Source organism: Deltaproteobacteria bacterium (assembly GCA_016180855.1).
In the GTDB taxonomy this organism is placed as follows: domain Bacteria; phylum UBA10199; class UBA10199; order JACPAL01; family JACPAL01; genus JACPAL01.
Window position 1 is genome coordinate 30,196 of sequence record JACPAL010000011.1, and the last position, 18,726, is coordinate 48,921.

The following is an 18,726-nucleotide window of genomic DNA, read 5'->3' on the forward strand; positions in this document are numbered from 1 at the left end:
GACAATCAACCCTTTGTGCTTAGTTTAATGTTAGTCAAACCAACAAGGAGCTTTTATGTCTAGAAAAACAAGTAAAGTCATAGGGATAGATCTTGGGACAACGAACTCGGTTGTTGCCGTTATGGAGGGGTCTGAGCCAAAGGTGATCGTGAACGAAGAGGGCTCACGGTTGACTCCCTCCGTTGTTGCCTTTACAAAGGATGGCGAGGTGCTCGTCGGCCAGATTGCGAAGAGGCAATCGGTAACAAACCCTGAAAACACCGTTTATTCTATCAAGAGATTTATGGGACGTAAGCTCGGTGAGGTCTCCGAGGAGCAGAAGATGGTCCCTTATACGGTGGTTAAGGCAGATAACGGTGACTCCCATGTTAAAATTCCAAACACCGGCAAGACCTACTCCCCACCGGAGATCTCAGCTAAAATTCTTGCCAAATTAAAGGCGGCTGCCGAGGCGTATCTCGGCGAGAAAGTAACCGAAGCAGTTATTACAGTCCCGGCCTATTTTAACGATAGCCAACGTCAGGCGACAAAAGATGCCGGAAAGATCGCCGGGCTCGATGTGAAGAGGATTGTCAATGAGCCAACCGCCTCGGCACTTGCGTACGGGCTCGACAAGAAAAAGGATGAGACGATTGCGGTCTACGATTTCGGAGGTGGCACATTTGATATTTCCATTCTGGAGGTTGGTGAGAATGTTGTGGAGGTCGTTTCCACCAACGGAGACACGCATTTGGGCGGTGATAATGTTGATCAGAAAATCATTGAATACCTTATTGCCGAATTTAAAAAAGATCAGGGGATTGATCTCTCAAAAGACAAGATGGTGCTGCAACGCCTGAAGGAAGCGGGGGAGAAGGCAAAGATTGAACTCTCAAGTCTCCTTGAGACCGAGATCAACCTCCCGTTCCTGACGGCCGATGCCTCCGGACCGAAGCATATGAATATCAAACTGACCCGGGCGAAGCTCGAGTCACTTTGTGAGGATCTGATCCTGCGCTCGTTCGAGCCGGTGAAAAAGGCGTTGGCCGATGCGAAGATGAAACCGTCCGACATTGATGAAGTCGTCCTTGTGGGAGGATCGACCCGTATCCCGCGGGTTCAGGAAGAGGTAAAGAAATACTTCGGCCGTGAACCACATAAGGGGGTCAATCCGGACGAAGTGGTCGCCCTGGGTGCCGCAGTCCAGGCCGGCGTCCTGTCCGGAGAGGTACGAGATGTACTGCTTCTTGATGTCACACCACTTACCTTGGGGATTGAGACGCTGGGTGGCGTGATGACCAAACTGATTGAGAGAAATACAACAATCCCGACAAAAAAGGCGCAGGTTTTTTCAACGGCAGCCGACAGCCAGACCTCTGTTGAAATCCATATCTTGCAGGGGGAGCGAGAGATGGCGAAGGACAATAAAACACTCGGACGATTTATCCTCGATGGAATTCCGTCGGCACCGCGTGGCATCCCCCAGATTGAGGTCACCTTTGACATCGATGCCAATGGCATCCTCAATGTTGCGGCGACCGATAAGGCAACGGACAAAAAACAACATATTACAATCACCGCCTCCAGCGGACTCTCGAAAGAGGAGGTCAATAATTTGGTGAAGGATGGCCAGTCTCATGAGGCGGAGGATAAGAAGCGGCGTGAAGAGATTGAAACAAAAAATAGCGCCGAATCCCTTGTCTATGTCACCGAAAAGACCCTTAAGGAAAACCGCGAAAAGATCCCGGTTAAGATTGTCAATGCTATCGAAAAAGGTGTTGAGGAGCTCAAGGAGGCGCTCAAGAAAGATGACAGCAGCGCCATTCAGAAGGCGATGGAAAGTCTGACACAGGAATCACATAAGATGGCTGAAGAGATGTATAAGGCTCAAGCGGAAAAGGAGAAGAAACCGCCCGAAGGAGGCGGAGGCGAAGGAAAGGAATCAAAGGGGAAAAAAGAGGAAGATGTCGTTGACGCCGAGTACACGGATGCAAACGAATAAACGCTTGCGAAGCCGCTCGTGACGTAGCATGTTATGCGGCACCGTATGAAGCTCGGTGCCGTCAGCTACCTCAATGCACTTCCGCTTGTTCATTATCTCGCAGAGAGACCGCGTCTGGCCCCTCCTGCCGCCCTCGACAGGTTACTCCGAATCGGTGAAGTTGAGCTTGCCACGGCGCCCGTTGTAACACTTTGCGAAAATCCTTCCTGGAAGGTTGTTCCGGGGATCGCAATCGCGACCCGGTCAACGGCCAAGAGTGTCCGGCTGATTTTCAAAAAACAGGGAATAACTCTCGGAGATCTTCGCTCTATTTCCCTCGATCTGGAATCAAAAACCTCCAATCTCCTCCTCAAGGTTCTCCTGCATTACAAGTACAGACGAAGGCTTGAGGATATTCACTTTTATTATCCCCTTCCCTCTTCCGATGCCGACGCTGCCCTGTTCATTGGTGATAAGGCACTTAAGGAGGAATATCGCTCACTGGAAGGGCTTGATCTGGGTGGAGAATGGACCTCCTGGACAGGACTCCCGTTTGTCTTTGCCGCCTGGATCGGATCTGCTCCGGAGATTTCGGAAAAACAGGTCCAAATCTTGAGAGAGGCACGTGATCGGGCCCTCACAAATCTTGGGGAACTTGCCAAACAACAGTCCGTTCTCCCGGAGCTGGAGGCAAAACGATACCTTTCCGAAAATATTTCCTATGAATTTGAAGGGGCTGAGATTGAGGGGCTTCAGCGGTTTTGTGCCTATGCCCACGAATTGGGCTTAATCCAGAATGACTTTCAACTCTCTTTTTACCTTAAGTGAAAAACAGCAGATCCCTCTCGAGGCGGTTCTCAAGTCGGACCTGCTGAGACTTGGGGTCTCATTTTCCCGAGAGGCCCTTAAAACATCCCAGGATCAAAAACCGAAATCGTATTTTATCTTTTCCTTTGATCGAGTTTCTCAAAAAGAGCTTTCTGAGATGGAAAAAAGGGGGGCCCCGGAAGAGATCGCCTTGGTTGGAGGGCCGTATAATTTGAAGAGAACGATTGTTTCTGTCAGGCTAAATCCAAACTCGCCATATCGAATTGAGGCCTCACCCCCTCCACTCCCCCTCTCCTTAGTAAGGAGAGGGGGACAGGGGGAGAGATATGAGAAAATCTCTGATATCATTCTCCCAACATCTCCCTCCTACTACAAAACCGCTCTTCAATCGGGCAAACCGGTGGCCGACATTGCCCCGACGATTGAATGGGGGTATCTGATCTATCTGACCACCTTTCGTCTCTGCCAATACTGGGGCGAAAAGGAGGAGTGCCAGTTTTGCGACATCAACAACAATTACCGTCAGCAAAAAGGGGAGCGCTCCTACACCTCGATCAAGGAGCCTGATGAGGTTGTTGAGGCGCTGGCTATTATACAAAAAATGGATACAGACGGAATCAGTCAGGCCTACACCGTTTCCGGAGGCGCTATTACCAAAGATCTGTACGGTCTTCGCGAGGCGGAATTTTATGCCCGGTATGCCCAGGTAATCGAAAAAAATTTTCCGGGACGCTGGATCGGTAAGGCGAATGTCCAGGCATTGCCGGAGGAAGAGGTAAAGATCCTAAAAAAAGCGGGCTACCAAATTTATCACCCAAACTACGAGGTATGGGATAAAGAGCTTTTCAAAAGACTCTGCCCGGGCAAGGAAAAACTCATTGGGCAGGAGGAATGGATTCATCGCATTCTGTCAGCGGCCGAGATTTTTGGGGCCCCCCATGTGATCCCTAATTTTGTGGCAGGGATCGAGATGTCGAAACCGTACGGCTTTCAAACGGTCGATGAGGCGGTTGATTCAACGGCTGAAGGGCTCGATTTTTTCATGTCCAAAGGGATTTTACCGCGATTTACCGTTTGGTGCGTCGAACCAAATACAATCCTCTCACAAACCAACAACGAACCCCCTCCCCTTGAATATTTCGTGAAACTGCTTCGGGTTTATCGTGAGACCTTCAAACGGTACAGACTCCCCCCCCCTCGTGGCTACGGTGAACCGGGTCTTGGAAAGGCCGTTTTTTCCGTCAGTCCGTTTATGGATGTGATTTAAGAAATATTTCTTCCTGAAAATTATTTCATTTGATGGGTAAGGAAGCACGCTTTACCGGCTGAATTCCGACCTTTCTCACCCAATTCAATACCTTTTCGACATTCTGTTCAATCCTGGCACCGGCGAGCTGGGTCACCTGATCCTCGAGCGGGATGTCAAAGTCATGGGCCCCTGAAAGGAGTGCCTCGGGTCCCTTGTCATATTGGGTCAAAAAAGAGGCCCGGATAACCGGGATGTTATCGAGGTAGAGACGGCTGATCGCGAGCGTCCGGAGATAATCATCATTCCCTGTGACACGTCCCCCAAGCGCTGTGTTGTCGGGCTGATAGGTCCATAAAAGAAAGCTGGAAAATCCACCCGTCCTCTCTTGAAGAGTACGAATCTTTCTCAAATGTTCCACCCGATCCCTTGGTGTTTCGCCAAATCCGATCACCATTGTCGCTGTCGTCCCAAACCCAAGACGCTGGGCCAGCTCCATTCCATCGAGATATTCCTTCACGGTATATTTTTTGGGTGAAAGTTTTTTGCGCCATTCGTCCGTGAGAATCTCGGCCCCACCTCCGGGGATCCAACGAAGTCCTGATCCCTTGAGACGTACCAATGTCTCTTCCAAAGAGATCCGGGAGGCACGAGCGATAAAAATCACCTCAACAATCGTCGGACCGTAGATTTCAATTGTCTCCCCATATTTTTGCCGAACAGAGTAAAACAGGTCCTCATAGTGATCAACCTTGAGTTTTGGATTAAATCCCCCTTCCATCGCTACGAGACCGCCACCAACCGATTTTAACTCGTCGATCTTGGAAAAGATCTGCTCTTTTGAGAGGACGTATCCTTCCGGGTGATTGGGGCGGCGGTAAAAGGCACAGTAACTGCAGTCAGCGACACAAACATTCGTGTAACTGATAATCCGCATGATGATGTAGCTCGCCTGACTGCCCGGATAATAAAGAGACCGTCTCTTATGGGCCTCGGCCCTTAAGTCCCCCAGATTCTCCTTCCAGAGATCAAGCGCCTCTGCCTCGGTGAGACGTTGTTTTGTCATCGCAACCTTTCTGAAATAGGGCCGAGAATCACGGTGTTATGAGTCGTGATCTATCCTTAAAAGAGACCGAGAATCAAGCCGCCCATCGCTTTTATTTTGATCTGGCCTCTACAGCCGGCAGCTTTCTCCTGCCCGGTCTCTTACCTCTCTACACGCTGGCCGACTCCAGCTTTCGGGTCGCCTCGGAGGGATCAACCTTCTCCGAAGAGTCTCCACGACTCACCTTTGGGCTCTTAACCACCCTCCCCTCCTATGCCTCCGGCACTTTTTTATCGGCACTTTACAGCAAAAGAATTTTTAACGGGTTAAAACGACTGATCGGCACACAAGGTTTTCAAACCCTCTATCGCTTATCGACTCATCAGTGGTTCAGCAGGACCCTCCTGCTTTGCTCATTTTTAGGCTCGGCCCTCCATTTTCGGGAGAACCTTGAGGTATATGAAAATGGAGAGATCGACGGAGCGACCGTTGCCTACCGTACCGCTAGCAGTCTGTTGATGTTAGGAGGCGGCTTTCTCTTTTCTTGTCATCGTCCGAATCCCTCCGACCATCGTACGGTCCATCCGAAAAGAGACGAGATTACGATTGATCTCGCAAATCCCCGAAAAACAACTTACCGGGGAGGTATTGGGTCAAAGTTAAAAGGCCTCCGGCGGCTTCTTTTTTACAGCGCACCACGCACCCTTGCTGGCTATCATATAAAAACGGGGGATTTTCAGCGCGCCTCAACGGAACAGTTGGGTCTTGATAGCTGGATCCTCCGCCAAACCGGTGTCCATAGGGTCGTGATTCGAGGAGGTAAACATCTTAAGGGGGCAACGGCTGCAGGAGCCCCCGCAATGACCCTCCAACTGACCCATTATGATCTGCGAGACTGGGCCCTGACCGATTTTACCTCACGCCATTTGGGAAGAGATCAGGGACAATTTATGAGGGCGAGTCTTGGAAAATTGGGCCCGCTCAGTATGCTGACTTCCGCCGAGATGGGGAGCCACCTTGTTCTTATCGATCGACACAATATCTCAATGGGGGTCTTTCAGATGCAAAGGGGATTCAGGCCGTCCTATCCCGCTCGGAACGGAAATATTCATTATGTCATCTATGGGCCACAGACGAGGACGACAGGAAAAAATTATATGAAAGAAAGAGGTGGTTTACTGGTTCAACGGAATGAAGCGGGTGAACTGGAGCCAATAGTTGTCAGCTCATTTGGAGAGGATGATTTTAAACGTCTCTGGAGGCCTCATACGACTCCGTTTGAATTTGCACTTACCCATGAAAGGGCTTTTGGGGATAACCTGCATATCATCCCTTCCGTTATCATCCCCAGTGATTTTCAGAACGGGGCCTATCGGACATTGACCGTCGAATATTTTGAGCCGATCCCGGTCAAACGTTATCTTGAAATGATGAGAGACAAGACTCATCGCCTGTCCCTCAAGGAGGAAGCCGAATTGATGAGAAACGAGATGGTTGACTGGATGATCAAAAATCTCGTGAGGGACGGTTATTTCTCGAGCTACGCGCATGCCTACTATCCGATTCAGCAATCGGGTGTCCTAAGGAGCCACGCCTGACAATCTCTCCTGTTGCGATTCTTTTCTGACTTTCTTATCCTCCCGACATGCTTCTTGCTGCCCGTTGGCTTTTGACCGGGGTGACGCCCCCCATCGAACAGGGTGCCATCCTCATAGAAGACGGTATCATTCGGGATATCGGCACCCGCCAGTGGTTTGCCAAAAAGGACATCTCGGAGGTTATCGATCTGGGAGAAACGATCCTCGTTCCAGGCCTTGTGAATGCCCATGCCCATCTGGAACATTCGGCACTAAAATCCCCCCAACCCCCCGGGGGGCAAAGGGGGATTTCTTTTACGGCTTGGGTCCGTACCCTCCAGGAAAAATCATCTCAAATCTCTCCATCAGAGAATGAGAAGGCAATTAAATATGCGATTGATGAACTAATTCGTGGAGGAACAACAACTCTTGTTGATCATCGATCCCCGGACTGCCCCCCCATAGAAACGCCGTTTCGTGAGATGCTCTTTTTGGAACTGATTGGACCGTCCAAGTCAAAGGCCGAGGAATCGCGTCGAAACGGCCTAAAATGGCTGGAAGAGAATGATGACCCGGAGCGCCCCTGCCACCTGACACCCCACTCGCTCTATTCCGTCCATCCGGATATTCTACAAGAGGCATTCTCAGCGGGGACGACTCTCTCGTTGCATTTACTAGAGTCCGATGAGGAGGAGCAGTTTTTTCGTTCTCGCCAGGGCCCCCTCTTTGAGCTAGTTCGGAGTCGAGGGGGATCGCCACTTCGGGCCGAATCACCTGTTGCCTGGATCGAAGAACACCGCTCCAATGACACAAACATCCTCCTTATTCATGGAAATTATTTAAAGGAGGATGAAATTCGCCGGTTGAAGGGGCAAAATGCCTTTGTTATACACTGCCCCGGAAGTCACCGGTTTTTTGGGCCGAGAGCGTTTCCCTACGAGTCCTACATAAGGTGCGGGATTCGAATTGGACTTGGGACGGATAGTCTTGCCTCCAACGAATCGTTAAACATGCTCCGGCAGATGAAGCTCATGAAAGAGACGACCCATCTGGGTGAAGAGGATATCTTGAGAATGGCAACCTTGAATGGAGCAATGGCAATTGGGGTGGAAAATGAGATCGGCACGCTCGAGGTTGGCAAGAAGGCGGATATTGTAGGCGTCCCACTCTTGAATCAGAAGGTTGATCCCTATGAAGCACTCCTCCTGCCCGATCAAGTCAGTTTTTCTATGGTGAGAGGGAGGGTTATTTTTTGTACCCATCCTTAACGCATTTTGTCCAATTTCTTGAGGAACGCGGCGAACTCTGCCGGCTCAGAGAACCGGTACGGGCCGAATTGGAAATTACGGAAATTACGGATCGCACCACCAAGGCCGGTGGCCCTGCCCTTCTGTTTGAGAATGTTATCAAGACGAATGGGGAAAGATCCAAATTTCCACTCCTGATTAATACCTATGGGACCTGGAAGCGAATGGCCTGGGCCTTAGGGGTTGAAGAGATCGAGGAGATTGCTCGAGAGATCGAGGAGATTCTGAAGAGCCAACCCCCTTCCGGTCTCTGGGACAAGCTCAAGATGCTCCCGAAGTTGGCCAAATTTGGCAGTTTTCTTCCGAAGGGAGTCTCTCAGGGGGTCTGTCAAGAGGTCGTCCTTTCCGGGCCGGATCTATCAATCCTTCCCTACCTCAAATGTTGGCCCGGTGATGGGGGACCGTATATCACCTTTCCCCTTGTGATCACCAAAGATCCTGACACGGGCATCCGTAACGTTGGCACCTATCGGATGCAGGTCTTTGACAAAAAAACAACCGGCATGCATTGGCAGGTCCACAAAACGGGTGCCAGGCACGCGCAGAGATATTGGGAATTAAAGAAGAAAATTCCTGTTGCGGTCTGTCTGGGGGGAGATCCGGCGTATGGCTATTCCGCAACAGCGCCCCTACCGGACGGTGTCGATGAACTGATCTTGGCCGGCTTCATACGGAAAAAAGGGGTAGAGCTTGTCCGCTGTAAAACAATCGATATGGAGGTACCCGCCGACTGCGATTTTGTCATTGAGGGATACGTCGATCCGATGGAACCATTGGTTAAAGAGGGCCCATTTGGCGACCATACCGGCTACTACTCGCTCGCTGACAACTATCCGCTCTTTCATGTCACGGCGATCACCCACCGCAAGGAGCCCATTTACTCCACGACCATCGTCGGTCCACCGATTCAGGAGGACGGTTTTCTTGGAAAGGCAAGTGAGAGAATCTTCATGCCCTTAATCCGGATGAATTTTCCGGAGATCCGCGATCTTTGTGTCCCGATCGAGACCTGCTTTCACAATCTCGCCATTGTTTCGATCAAAAAACAATACCCGGGTCATGCCAAGAAGATCATGCACTCGATCTGGGGAACGGGTCAGATGATGTTTTCAAAATGTATCATTGTTGTTGATGAGGATGTGAATGTCCAAAATCTCACAGAGGTGGCCTGGCGTGTTTCCAATAACATCGATGCCAAACGCGATATCCTGTTTGCTGAGGGGCCGGTCGACGCCTTGGACCATGCCGCTCCCCAGTTTGCCTATGGATCAAAAATGGGGATCGACGCGACCCGAAAGTGGAGGGAAGAGGGATTTGAACGGGACTGGCCCGAGGTGCTTAAGATGAGGGAGGATGTAAAAAAACGAGTCAATGAGATATGGGAGAACTTAGAGATTATAAAGAGGGGGAAGTGATTTCCGTGAAGATCGATAAGGGGGAGATACAGGGCCTCTTTTCCTCCATTGCCCCTCAATATGACCTCCTCAACACTGTCTTAAGTTTCGGCACTGACCGTCTTTGGCGTAAATGTGGGGTCTCCTTTCTAAAAGAGAGCCATCAGGTTCTTGATCTTTGCGCCGGCACATTGGCTCTCACGAGGGAACTCTTAAAGATCAATCCTTCTGTCTCCATCACAGCGACTGATTTTTCTGAACCGATGCTTCGGGAGGGACAGAAAAAATTACAACGGGATGAACACCAAAGAGTCTCTCTCGAATGCTCTGATTTTTTTAAATTTGTTCGACCCCCTGCTACCTTTGATGCGGCGATGTGTGCCTATGGGTTCAGAAATTTAGAGGATAATACCAAGGCCCTCAAAAGGATCCATCACCTTTTAAAACCAGGAGGTCGTCTCTTGATTCTCGAATTCTTTCGGCCTGACAGATGGTATACCTGGATCTTTCATTATACCTATGCGCAGTTCCTTATTCCCCTGATCGGTTGGCTTGTCTCCCGGCATCAAGGGGCCTACAAGCACCTTCGAGACTCGGTCAGGGGCTTTTACACCCTTGACCAATATATCCAGTTGTTGAGAAAAACAGGCTTTGAAATAAAGAAGGCAAAGAGGCTGACGGGAGGGATCTCAGGATTGATTGTTGGGGAGAAAATATGAAAATCGTTATCGGAATCAGCGGTGCGAGCGGCGCCATTTACGCAAAGAGTCTGCTCGATTTTCTAAAAGGAACTCCTCATGAGGTTTATGTGACCGCCTCGGAGAATGCCATCGAGATAGGGCGTGAGGAGTGCGGTGTTGATTATCGTGAGTATGATTTTCGCTACTATGGCTACCGCGATTTCTCGGCCCCTTTTGCGAGTGGCTCTGCGAAGTTTGATCAACTGGTCGTGATTCCATGCAGCATGGGAATCCTGGGGAGGATTGCCCATGGCTATTCGGACGATCTTCTCTCACGAACAGCCGATGTCTTCTTTAAGGAAAGAAAAAAGGTGATCCTTGTACCGAGGGAGACCCCTTTGAGTCTTATCCATATTGAGAACATGAAACTCGTGACACTCTCGGGGGCCGTTGTTCTCCCGGCTATTCCCTCCTTCTACAGCAAGCCTCAAACGATCCAGCAGGCGGTTGATACGGTCATCGCACGGGTACTCGACCATATGGGGATCGAAAATGATTTGAGGAAGAGATGGGGATCACCCCCTCACCCACAAAGATGACAACCATAACAAATCCCCTCTCCCACGGGTGGAGAGGGCTAATTAACATATTTTCATTGATCAAATTCTCCCACACAATTTTTGCCCTCCCGTTTGCCTTATCCTCGATGCTTGTCGCAGCAAGCGGTATTCCGCCCCTTCGAACCATTCTTTTCATCATAATTGGTATGGTCGCCGGACGGACGGCCGGAATCGCCTTTAATCGCTATCTGGACGCCGAAATCGATGCTAAAAATCCCCGCACGGCCCTGCGCGAGATCCCGCGCGGGGTCATTTCAAAAAGATTTGCCTTAATCCTTTCTTTCACCTCTTCAGCAATGCTTCTCCTGGTCGCCTTTCAACTGAACTCTCTCTGTTTTTATCTTTCGCCACTCGCCCTTTTTCTCCTCTACTTCTATTCCTTCACCAAGCGATTGACAGACTGGTCCCACCTTTTCGTCGGTCTTGTTCTTGGTATCACCCCGATCGCCTCCTGGATTGCCGTTACAGGCTCATGGAGCTGGATTCCTTTTATTTTGGGCCTTGGGGTGACGTTCTGGGTCGCTGGATTTGATATTATTTATGCAACCCAGGATGAGGAGTTTGATCGAAGGGAGGGACTGCACTCACTCGTTGTTCGGTTGGGGCTCCCCAAGGCGCTTTGGATCGCCCGTCTCTTTCACGGATTGACCCTTCTCTCTTTCATCGCTTTTGGTTATCTCGTACTTGATACGACCGCTCTCCCCTATTGGTTAGCCCTCTCCCTCTGTGGATTTTTGCTCTTCTATGAGCACCGTCTCGTCAAACCGACGGATCTTTCCCATGTCAACGCCGCCTTTTTCAACATGAATGGCACTATCGCAATTATTTTTTTTGCAGGGGTTGCGGTGTCGATATTGTAGCTCCCCTCACCCTTAAAGGTGATAACAGGCACATATCCCCTCTCCCCTGCGGGAGAGGGCAAAAAAAGAGGCAGGACTACTGTCCTGCCTCCAAAATTCCTTTCCAGGAATTTGTTATTTACCTGATTAAGGAACAGCCGCTGATGCCGAGCCTTCTTTCAAGCCGTGACATATCCGGTTCACCGAAGGTATGCGGTGAGAGCGGACTCGTCTCACCCTCTTTAGGCTCAAAGGCGCCGTTCTTGTTCTTGTCTTCCTGGCCATCGTGGAGACCGTCGTTGTCGGTGTCTTCATCACAAGGATGCGTCTCACCAAACTCTTTCACACCGATCCCCTGAGTGATCTCATTGATCGCCTCTTCAATACCCTCCGCATACTTTTTACCGATGTCCGTAAATTGGCCGTTGCCGTTCAGATCCTCAAGGTTATCCGAAATCCCATCGAGATCGGAATCGGCAAGATATCCGGAGGTCTCCGGGTTTCCACCATTCCCATCGGCACGGCAGGGACCTGTTAAAGGAACCGACTGGCCGTTGACAGAGGCATCCCAGAGGCCGTCATGATCTCTATCCTCGATATTATCAGGGATTGTATCACCGTCGGAATCCGCCTTCTTTGGATCAAGCTCGCCCAAATCAACCCGACCGTTCTGATTGTAATCCTCAACACCATCCGAAATACCATCACCATCGGTATCGGTATAACGCGGATCAGTCTCGTTCGTATCCTTCACGCCATTGCGGTTGATATCTTCGATACCGTCAAGGATTCCGTCATCATCCGTATCTGAATCGAATCGGTCCGTCTCACCACTGGCGGATGTCCTCAGGCAGTCATTATCGAGGTCCTCTTTCACGTCCGGGATAAAATCACCGTCTGAGTCCTTGAGGGCCCCTGGATCCCGCCCATTTCCTTCAATGCACTGACTTCTGGCGCACTCCAGTTCTTCATTAGAGGCATCCGGTCGCCCATCCGCGTTTCGCGAAAAGAGGAGGCCCGGATCAGTTGCCTGACAACCATCGACCTTATCATTGATCCCGTCACCGTCCGAATCACGGAGGAACGGATTTGTATCCCAAGGCTCCGTTTCACCTGTTACATTCTCACTTTCACCGAAATAGTGACAGTTCTGGTTCCGGTCTTCTTCAACGTCCTTCAGACCGTCACCATCGGAGTCTTTGCCGTCCACATATTGATTTGCGATACAACGTCGGACGCAATAAATATCCGAACTCCACGGGCAGGCATCCTCGTCATCCCGCATCCCGTCCCCATCCGTGTCGCGGAGGAACGGATTCGACTCAAATTCATCGAGCGAACAGTTGCCGTTGGAGTCTTCTTGAACATTCGGAATCCCGTCCCGATCAGAGTCTTCCTTGCCATCAGCACCCGCCCAGATCGGATGGGCACTGTCTGGCACGCAGTGATTGAAGGGACCTGCATTGCCACCAATGTTGTCGTAACCGCAGAAGGTGATGTCCTCCATATCCTGTGTTGCATTGGGGACGCCGGGACACTGATCTTCCCCATCACTAAATCCGTCACCATCAGTATCCGGGTCAAACGGATCGAGATGCAGGATGTTCAGGTCCGCATTGTCCGGGTTCGCCTGACAATCCTGATCCGGATCCTCATGAATGTCGGTAATCCCATCGTCATCGGTATCAACACCGGCCGTATGTTTAAACCGGATCCGATCGGGGAACGACCGGTCACAGTAAAAGCGCCGGCAGTCGGGATAACCAACCTCTGAGGGCGCAAAGTGGGGGCACTCATCAATCGAATCAATACCGGTGGAAGGTCCACCCCCTTCATAACGAAGTGCGGCATCACCATCGGTATCACTATTCCTCCAGTCCGTTTCACGACTCGCCTCACCCTCCTCCGGACGATTATACAGGCAGTTGTCATCGAGATCCTCTTCGCCGTCACAAAGATTATCATCGTCATAATCGGCGCACTGCTCGTTCACATTCGCTCGACGTCTTGCCACCTGGGTTGCGGGGTTTGTCTCTGCACTGAGGACCGTTGGGGCACCTGGAACGCAGACACCATCACACGTGGCCGTTGCATCAAGGGGGCAGGCATCGTGCCCATCCGCCTTACCATCTCCATTGCCCGTTGCGGCGTACTGAACGACAACATAGCTGTAGTTTTGTCCTGCCGCGTTTTGGACACGAACACGCGCCATACCACTCCCAAGATTCTCAATAACCTCTCCTTCCAGGGCCGGAGCTGTCTTTGGTTTTAGCTTGGTGGAGCCAGAACCGCCTCCAATAGCTACACGCGCTGTATCTGAATGATCAAAATACGGGTCAGATTCCAAGAGATTTGGCGCCTCCGCCTCGCCCTGGATTCTGCAATCCTTGCTCGCGTCTTCCACAAGGTCAGGACGCCCGTCGTTATCGGTGTCGGTACTCGCCGCGAGTTTATTCATCACCTCGGGGCGGCAGAGCTTTCTCACACAACGGACATCTCCATTGGGATCACCGATCGGATTTCCAGGACTTCCCTCATAAGGACAGATATCTTGTGCCGGATCGTCTGGGAGGCCGTCATCGTCAGAGTCCGGATCATAAGGATCGGTCTCTTGCCAGGCGTAGGGATTGTCATCCTTTAAACAACGGGAGTCCCAAACGAGTTTGCCATTCACGTCCCCATTCACCTCTCCGTCACAATTTTCCCTTGAATCGTTGACACCATCATTGTCGGCGTCGAGATCATTGCCGTTATTGAGTTCATCCCCATCGCAGTTAAAGGGATCGGCCGCTGTGGGACAGCGGAAACCGTTCCTCACATCCTGGGACAACCCGGCAATCGTATCGGGTCCATCCTCCGCACCGATTTCAATGACATAGGCATTATGGGCTGCATCCGATTTGAAAATTTCATACAAGTCTCCGATCCCATCACCGTCGGTATCTTTAGGGTCCGGATGACTAGACTCCTCACGAACGCCCGAAGAGGTTTCAAACGCATCGGTCACGCAGTTGACGTTGACATCCTCTTCCCAGTTATACAGTTTATCCCCGTCACAGTCATGCTGGGTATGGTAACTGAAGCCACCGGGGCCATCGTCATGACAAAAACACTCATCACTCTCAGGCCAGACGGCTTCGACATCGGCCCCGACCGGGTTATTCCGTCCTAAAAACAGAAGAGAAAAAACTGCCAGGCCGATGAGACAGGATTTTATTTTAAGAAGACTTTTCATAGTTCACCTCTTACTTGGACTTCGCGTTAGGGTTCTTGCTTCCGATGAGATAACCAACTCCGAGCATGAACCGCGTTGTAACGGGCCATCCCATGCTCAAACCGGACGCCTCGGGGCAGTCAGACTGACCTCTCATGGTACAATAGTTCGAAACTGCATTGTCGACGCGGTCCTCGCCAACAAATGTTCCTTCAATCGATGCGGTCCACAACGCATCGAATCCGAGGAACCAATAGACATTTGTTTTTTTATGAAAATAACTGCCAACCGTAATATCTCCTCCTGCTGCGAAGGCTAAATCATTATTGGCGGCAACCACAACGGGGACACCGTTTTGAAAACGCGGGAGATCGCCCGTTAACAAGGCGCCGCTCTTCTGGTCCTCACTCGCATCGAAGCGGAGGAGATTAACTCCGACACCGCCCCTCAGACGATAGAAGAAACCGGCCGATCCAATCTCTTGTTGCCAATAAGGCTGGAGGAGAAATGCGGTCTCATCACCTGTAGAGCCGTTATGATCAGGGGCATTGGTAGGGGCAATCGTCTGGCGTCTTACGGTGAGATCGAGGCCAAATACCTTAACGGATGCTTTAGGGTCGGAACGAAAACGGAGCATCGGGCCTGCCGACAATTTGAAGCTGTTGAACAAATTTTGGGGACGATACGGGCGACTTGTTGAACTGACACCGCTCCCCTGATCTCCATCTACATTCCCTGAGATAACCGAGCTTGTGGGAGAGAAGAGACTAAGATCCCCCTCCACATGGCCGCCGATTTTTAGCTCAAAACAACCAAAGCGATCGCCCGGTTGTCTCTGCTTTTCATAGTCAAATCCATGCTGGTCCATACCCTTCTCCCTTTTCTACCCCCAAACATCCGTCATTAAATTTTTCGGTCACTTTACAGAACTGTTGCTAGGTTTCCGTTATTTACCTCTTATTTTTTCGGCCTCACTTAAGGGGCCTCTTCCCAAACCTCCCATCGATAGACCTTGGAGGAGTCCCATACAAAACTGACCCCACCGATGACTTGAGACCCCTTGATCTGTGGAATACTGGCGGAGTCAGTCACCAGCGTTGCAGCGATCCAATCATCCCCTTGAGACGCCTGAACGAGAGTCGATTCACCCGCAACCGCCTGACGATGAATTCCTTCAGCCTGGCCAATCACTTTGACCGGTCCACCGGCATTCACAATTTGGTACGGATACCAGGAGTTACCACTCAGATAATAGGCACCTGCCGAGGTGATGAGATAGGTCTGGCTCCCCGCCTCTTCTATAAATTGGGCTGTTCCCGAGGGGCGATTCGTTGCCCTCCAGGAACTGCCGGACGTGCTCTTGTAAATGCGTCCCTGATCTGAAAGTGCAAAGAACGAACTCGAAGTAGCAAAAGTTTGTAGGTCCTCCCAGGCGCCGGTAAGACCGACCAACTGGGCCGCCGTTGCTGAGCTCGTGGCACCACGGTAAATCCCATGGTTCGATCCGATGATGTAGTTGGAGCCGCGGCTTGCAACAGAGTAAGTCGTTTCGGGTGTTGCCGTTCCACCCGGCTGGAAAATGAGCGAGCGCGACCAGCTGTTTCCGCCATTATCGGACTCAAAGAGTTCCCCGGCCGCCGAGACCGCCAGGACAACAGAGCCGTTGGTAGCGACGGACTTGATCTCCTCTCCCTCACCAATACCGGTCAGACGATCATTGAGATTTTCGAGCGAGCCACCGGAAATATTCTGGCGATAGAGCCCATGGTCCGTCGCTGTAAAAATGACATTCTCGCGGATCGCTACATTATTGATCGTCGTTCCGTCCGGCAATGAGACAAGCGGTGAGAACCGAACACTGTAATTCTCATTGCTGATGACGATCGTAACGCTGGCGGTCTGAACGGTTCCTTGGGTACCGATCGCATTGAGCGAATAGGTATAGGTCCCCAATGTGGTGATTTCAAACTCACGCGTCCCATAACATCGAAGGTAGGGGCAGGTTGAACCAACAAGACCAGCCGGCAGTGAGATCCCGGTCGATCCAAATGCGATTCTTTGTGCACCACGAACATCCCAGGATAACGGGATGATCTGGCCCGGAGCAGCACTCGCCGGCGCGGTAAAGCTGATCTGGATCTCCCCCTCCTCTACCTCCACCTGACATCCGTCATCACCGGCATCAACATAACCATCGAGGTCGTTATCGATCGCATCGGCACAGGTTGCCTCATCATAGGCCAGATTTTCGGGGAGGCTCCACGAATCGAGCGGAAGAGATCCATGAGTCACCTCCTCCTCGTCATTCACACCATCGGCATCATCGTCGAGGTCACAGGCATTTCCCTCACGATCACGATTGGTATCCTGTTGACTCGCATTGGCGACCTCGGGGCAATTGTCACTTTCATCCAGAATCCCATCCCCATCCTGGTCATCAACAGGGCCCTCTTCTGCTGACCCCTCAGTCTCATCCTCGCTCTCTTCCCCTTCATCGGCCTCTTCCGTCGTCTCTCCGTCCCCTTCCTCCTCCGATTCGGAAGGCGTCGCCGTGACTGAGGCTTGTGTTCTCCGAACCCCACTCGGGGCCTGAAGCAGTTCATCGGGAGGGCCGTCGTTCAGATAACAACCGGTGAGCACCACCAAAAAAATAATGAGCAAAAACTGTGAGATCCTCTTTACCATGGGACCTCCAGAATTCCGCCCTCTCCTAAATTAGCTGCCAGGGCAACAAAGAAGAAGTAATCTTCGACGGGAAACTGAGGCACCATGGTATCCATCTGACCTGCCTCACTGGGATCGATATTTTCATAGCCGCTTGCACTCGACCAGCTCTTGGAGAGGAGGACCTTTAAGGTAAGTCCCTTGGCATAGTTCTTCTTTCCATCTTCAAGCACATAGAGATGGTCTTTTAGTCCATGGGGCAATTTTGTATCGAACACCTTCTCGATTCCGGCAACGAGAGGAAAACTGAGCTGTAACGTGGCAAGACGGCTCTCGGCCCACGGTTCGGTTGCGACAACATCCTCAACACGGATATTCTGATGACGGGTGGCATAGACAAAACCGAGCGTCACCCCCTCATAAAGGAGCTTGTCGAGATTTAATGTCGCCCCGTAGTAAGAAATCGTTCTGTTCTGAATGATTGTCTCGCCGGCATCGGTCTTATATTCTGTGCGTAATGGATCGTTCCCATAATGAAGGGCCAGATTCCACAAGACCGGGAATTCCGCCCTGGTGCGAATCGTTGGATAATTTTCAGAAGTGCCTGCTCCGTAATATTCATTAACAGAGGGATCGGCCGCCGCCTCTGCACGCATCATCTCACCTTCGACCGCAACCTTTGTCCATATCCATTTGGTGAGGTCAGCACCGAGCGTCGCCCGTGCATACCAGGCCTTCGCACCCGTCACCGATCCGTTCTCATCCTGATCGGTCCCAAACGCGCCATCGAGGCTGAGCGAAAGGTGCTTTAAAGGTTCCCACAGCTTCCAGAGGGGGGCGTTTCTAAATGTGCCACCGACGACAAAACCGGCATTTGGCTCAAAACCACCCGATGAGGCGATCGCGAGCGGGTTGGCGGAACCGGGGACACCCACGGTGCTTTCGAGGCGAAGCGTCCCATGTCCCAAACGGGCTGAAAAATCGCTCCCCTCATGTTCATAACCATAGGTGGGAGATCCGCCCGGTTCATGCTCACCCTTGAATCCGCCCTTTTCGATGCTGAAACTTAAACCGATCCCGCCACTCGGGATAACCTTATCACCGTCCGGGTTCGGAACGACGTGATAGAGGGGAAGACCATTCGGGTCTTTTGCGACCTTGCTGGAACCCGGAAAGACAAGTTCAAATTTGGGGGTAATCGTTGTTGTAACCCCACCGATAGAGAGATCCGTTGACGCCTGGCCCCCCACTTTTCCATTAACGATGGTACAGTCTTTCCCGCAACCGGTACCACTCTGGCCGGTTGTTACATTGAGGCCTGTCAATCCGTTGAGAGAGATCTCTCCCATCTT

At 51.3% G+C, this 18,726-nt stretch carries 14 protein-coding genes; 9 read left to right on the forward strand and 5 right to left on the reverse strand.

Features of this window, described 5'->3' with window-relative positions; genetic code table 11:
* The first annotated feature begins 55 nt into the window (after positions 1-55).
* The 3 genes from dnaK to HYT77_06550 are packed head-to-tail and all read left to right on the forward strand — an operon-like array spanning position 56 to position 4,055.
* Positions 56-1,981: a molecular chaperone DnaK gene (gene dnaK, locus HYT77_06540; protein MBI2067650.1), complete on the forward strand. Its 1,926-nt coding sequence runs from the start codon at positions 56-58 to the stop codon at positions 1,979-1,981.
* A 45-nt stretch (positions 1,982-2,026) separates the two neighbouring features.
* Entirely contained in the window at positions 2,027-2,788 is a 762-nt protein-coding gene (locus HYT77_06545) for a menaquinone biosynthesis protein (GenBank protein MBI2067651.1), read from the forward strand.
* The gene (locus HYT77_06550) at positions 2,757-4,055 is read left to right on the forward strand and encodes a radical SAM protein (GenBank protein ID MBI2067652.1); all 1,299 of its coding nucleotides are present in this window, start codon (positions 2,757-2,759) and stop codon (positions 4,053-4,055) included. Before HYT77_06545 ends, HYT77_06550 begins: the two co-directional genes overlap by 32 nt.
* A 25-nt stretch (positions 4,056-4,080) precedes the next feature.
* On the opposite strand, the gene HYT77_06555 is transcribed toward HYT77_06550, so the two are convergent.
* Complete coding sequence (locus HYT77_06555) at positions 4,081-5,100, reverse strand: radical SAM protein (GenBank protein MBI2067653.1); 1,020 nt, start codon at positions 5,098-5,100, stop codon at positions 4,081-4,083.
* Positions 5,101-5,138: 38 nt separating this feature from the next.
* Between HYT77_06555 and HYT77_06560 the strand changes: the two genes are divergently transcribed.
* The 6 genes from HYT77_06560 to HYT77_06585 are packed head-to-tail and all read left to right on the forward strand — an operon-like array spanning position 5,139 to position 11,517.
* Positions 5,139-6,677, forward strand: a complete 1,539-nt coding sequence (locus HYT77_06560) for a hypothetical protein (protein ID MBI2067654.1) — start codon at positions 5,139-5,141, stop codon at positions 6,675-6,677.
* A gap of 47 nt (positions 6,678-6,724) precedes the next feature.
* Positions 6,725-7,924, forward strand: a complete 1,200-nt coding sequence (locus tag HYT77_06565) for an amidohydrolase family protein (GenBank protein ID MBI2067655.1) — start codon at positions 6,725-6,727, stop codon at positions 7,922-7,924.
* Positions 7,909-9,378 (forward strand): menaquinone biosynthesis decarboxylase, encoded by a 1,470-nt coding sequence (locus HYT77_06570; protein ID MBI2067656.1) that lies wholly within the window; start codon positions 7,909-7,911, stop codon positions 9,376-9,378. Before HYT77_06565 ends, HYT77_06570 begins: the two co-directional genes overlap by 16 nt.
* Positions 9,342-10,076, forward strand: a complete 735-nt coding sequence (locus tag HYT77_06575; protein ID MBI2067657.1) for a ubiquinone/menaquinone biosynthesis methyltransferase — start codon at positions 9,342-9,344, stop codon at positions 10,074-10,076. The genes HYT77_06570 and HYT77_06575 overlap by 37 nt, the downstream gene beginning before the upstream one ends.
* Entirely contained in the window at positions 10,073-10,636 is a 564-nt protein-coding gene (locus HYT77_06580; GenBank protein MBI2067658.1) for a UbiX family flavin prenyltransferase, read from the forward strand. Before HYT77_06575 ends, HYT77_06580 begins: the two co-directional genes overlap by 4 nt.
* Positions 10,633-11,517, forward strand: a complete 885-nt coding sequence (locus HYT77_06585; GenBank protein MBI2067659.1) for a UbiA family prenyltransferase — start codon at positions 10,633-10,635, stop codon at positions 11,515-11,517. The genes HYT77_06580 and HYT77_06585 overlap by 4 nt, the downstream gene beginning before the upstream one ends.
* A gap of 118 nt (positions 11,518-11,635) precedes the next feature.
* Here HYT77_06585 and HYT77_06590 read toward each other — a convergent pair whose 3' ends face one another.
* The 4 genes from HYT77_06590 to HYT77_06605 form a co-directional block, all read right to left on the reverse strand.
* Complete coding sequence (locus HYT77_06590) at positions 11,636-14,731, reverse strand: hypothetical protein (GenBank protein ID MBI2067660.1); 3,096 nt, start codon at positions 14,729-14,731, stop codon at positions 11,636-11,638.
* Positions 14,732-14,741: 10 nt separating this feature from the next.
* Positions 14,742-15,578, reverse strand: coding sequence for a hypothetical protein (locus HYT77_06595; protein MBI2067661.1), 837 nt, complete (start codon positions 15,576-15,578; stop codon positions 14,742-14,744).
* Positions 15,579-15,685: 107 nt separating this feature from the next.
* The gene (locus tag HYT77_06600; protein ID MBI2067662.1) at positions 15,686-17,395 is read right to left on the reverse strand and encodes a thrombospondin type 3 repeat-containing protein; all 1,710 of its coding nucleotides are present in this window, start codon (positions 17,393-17,395) and stop codon (positions 15,686-15,688) included.
* Positions 17,389-18,723 (reverse strand): hypothetical protein, encoded by a 1,335-nt coding sequence (locus HYT77_06605; protein ID MBI2067663.1) that lies wholly within the window; start codon positions 18,721-18,723, stop codon positions 17,389-17,391. The genes HYT77_06600 and HYT77_06605 overlap by 7 nt, the downstream gene beginning before the upstream one ends.
* Positions 18,724-18,726: the final 3 nt, after the last annotated feature.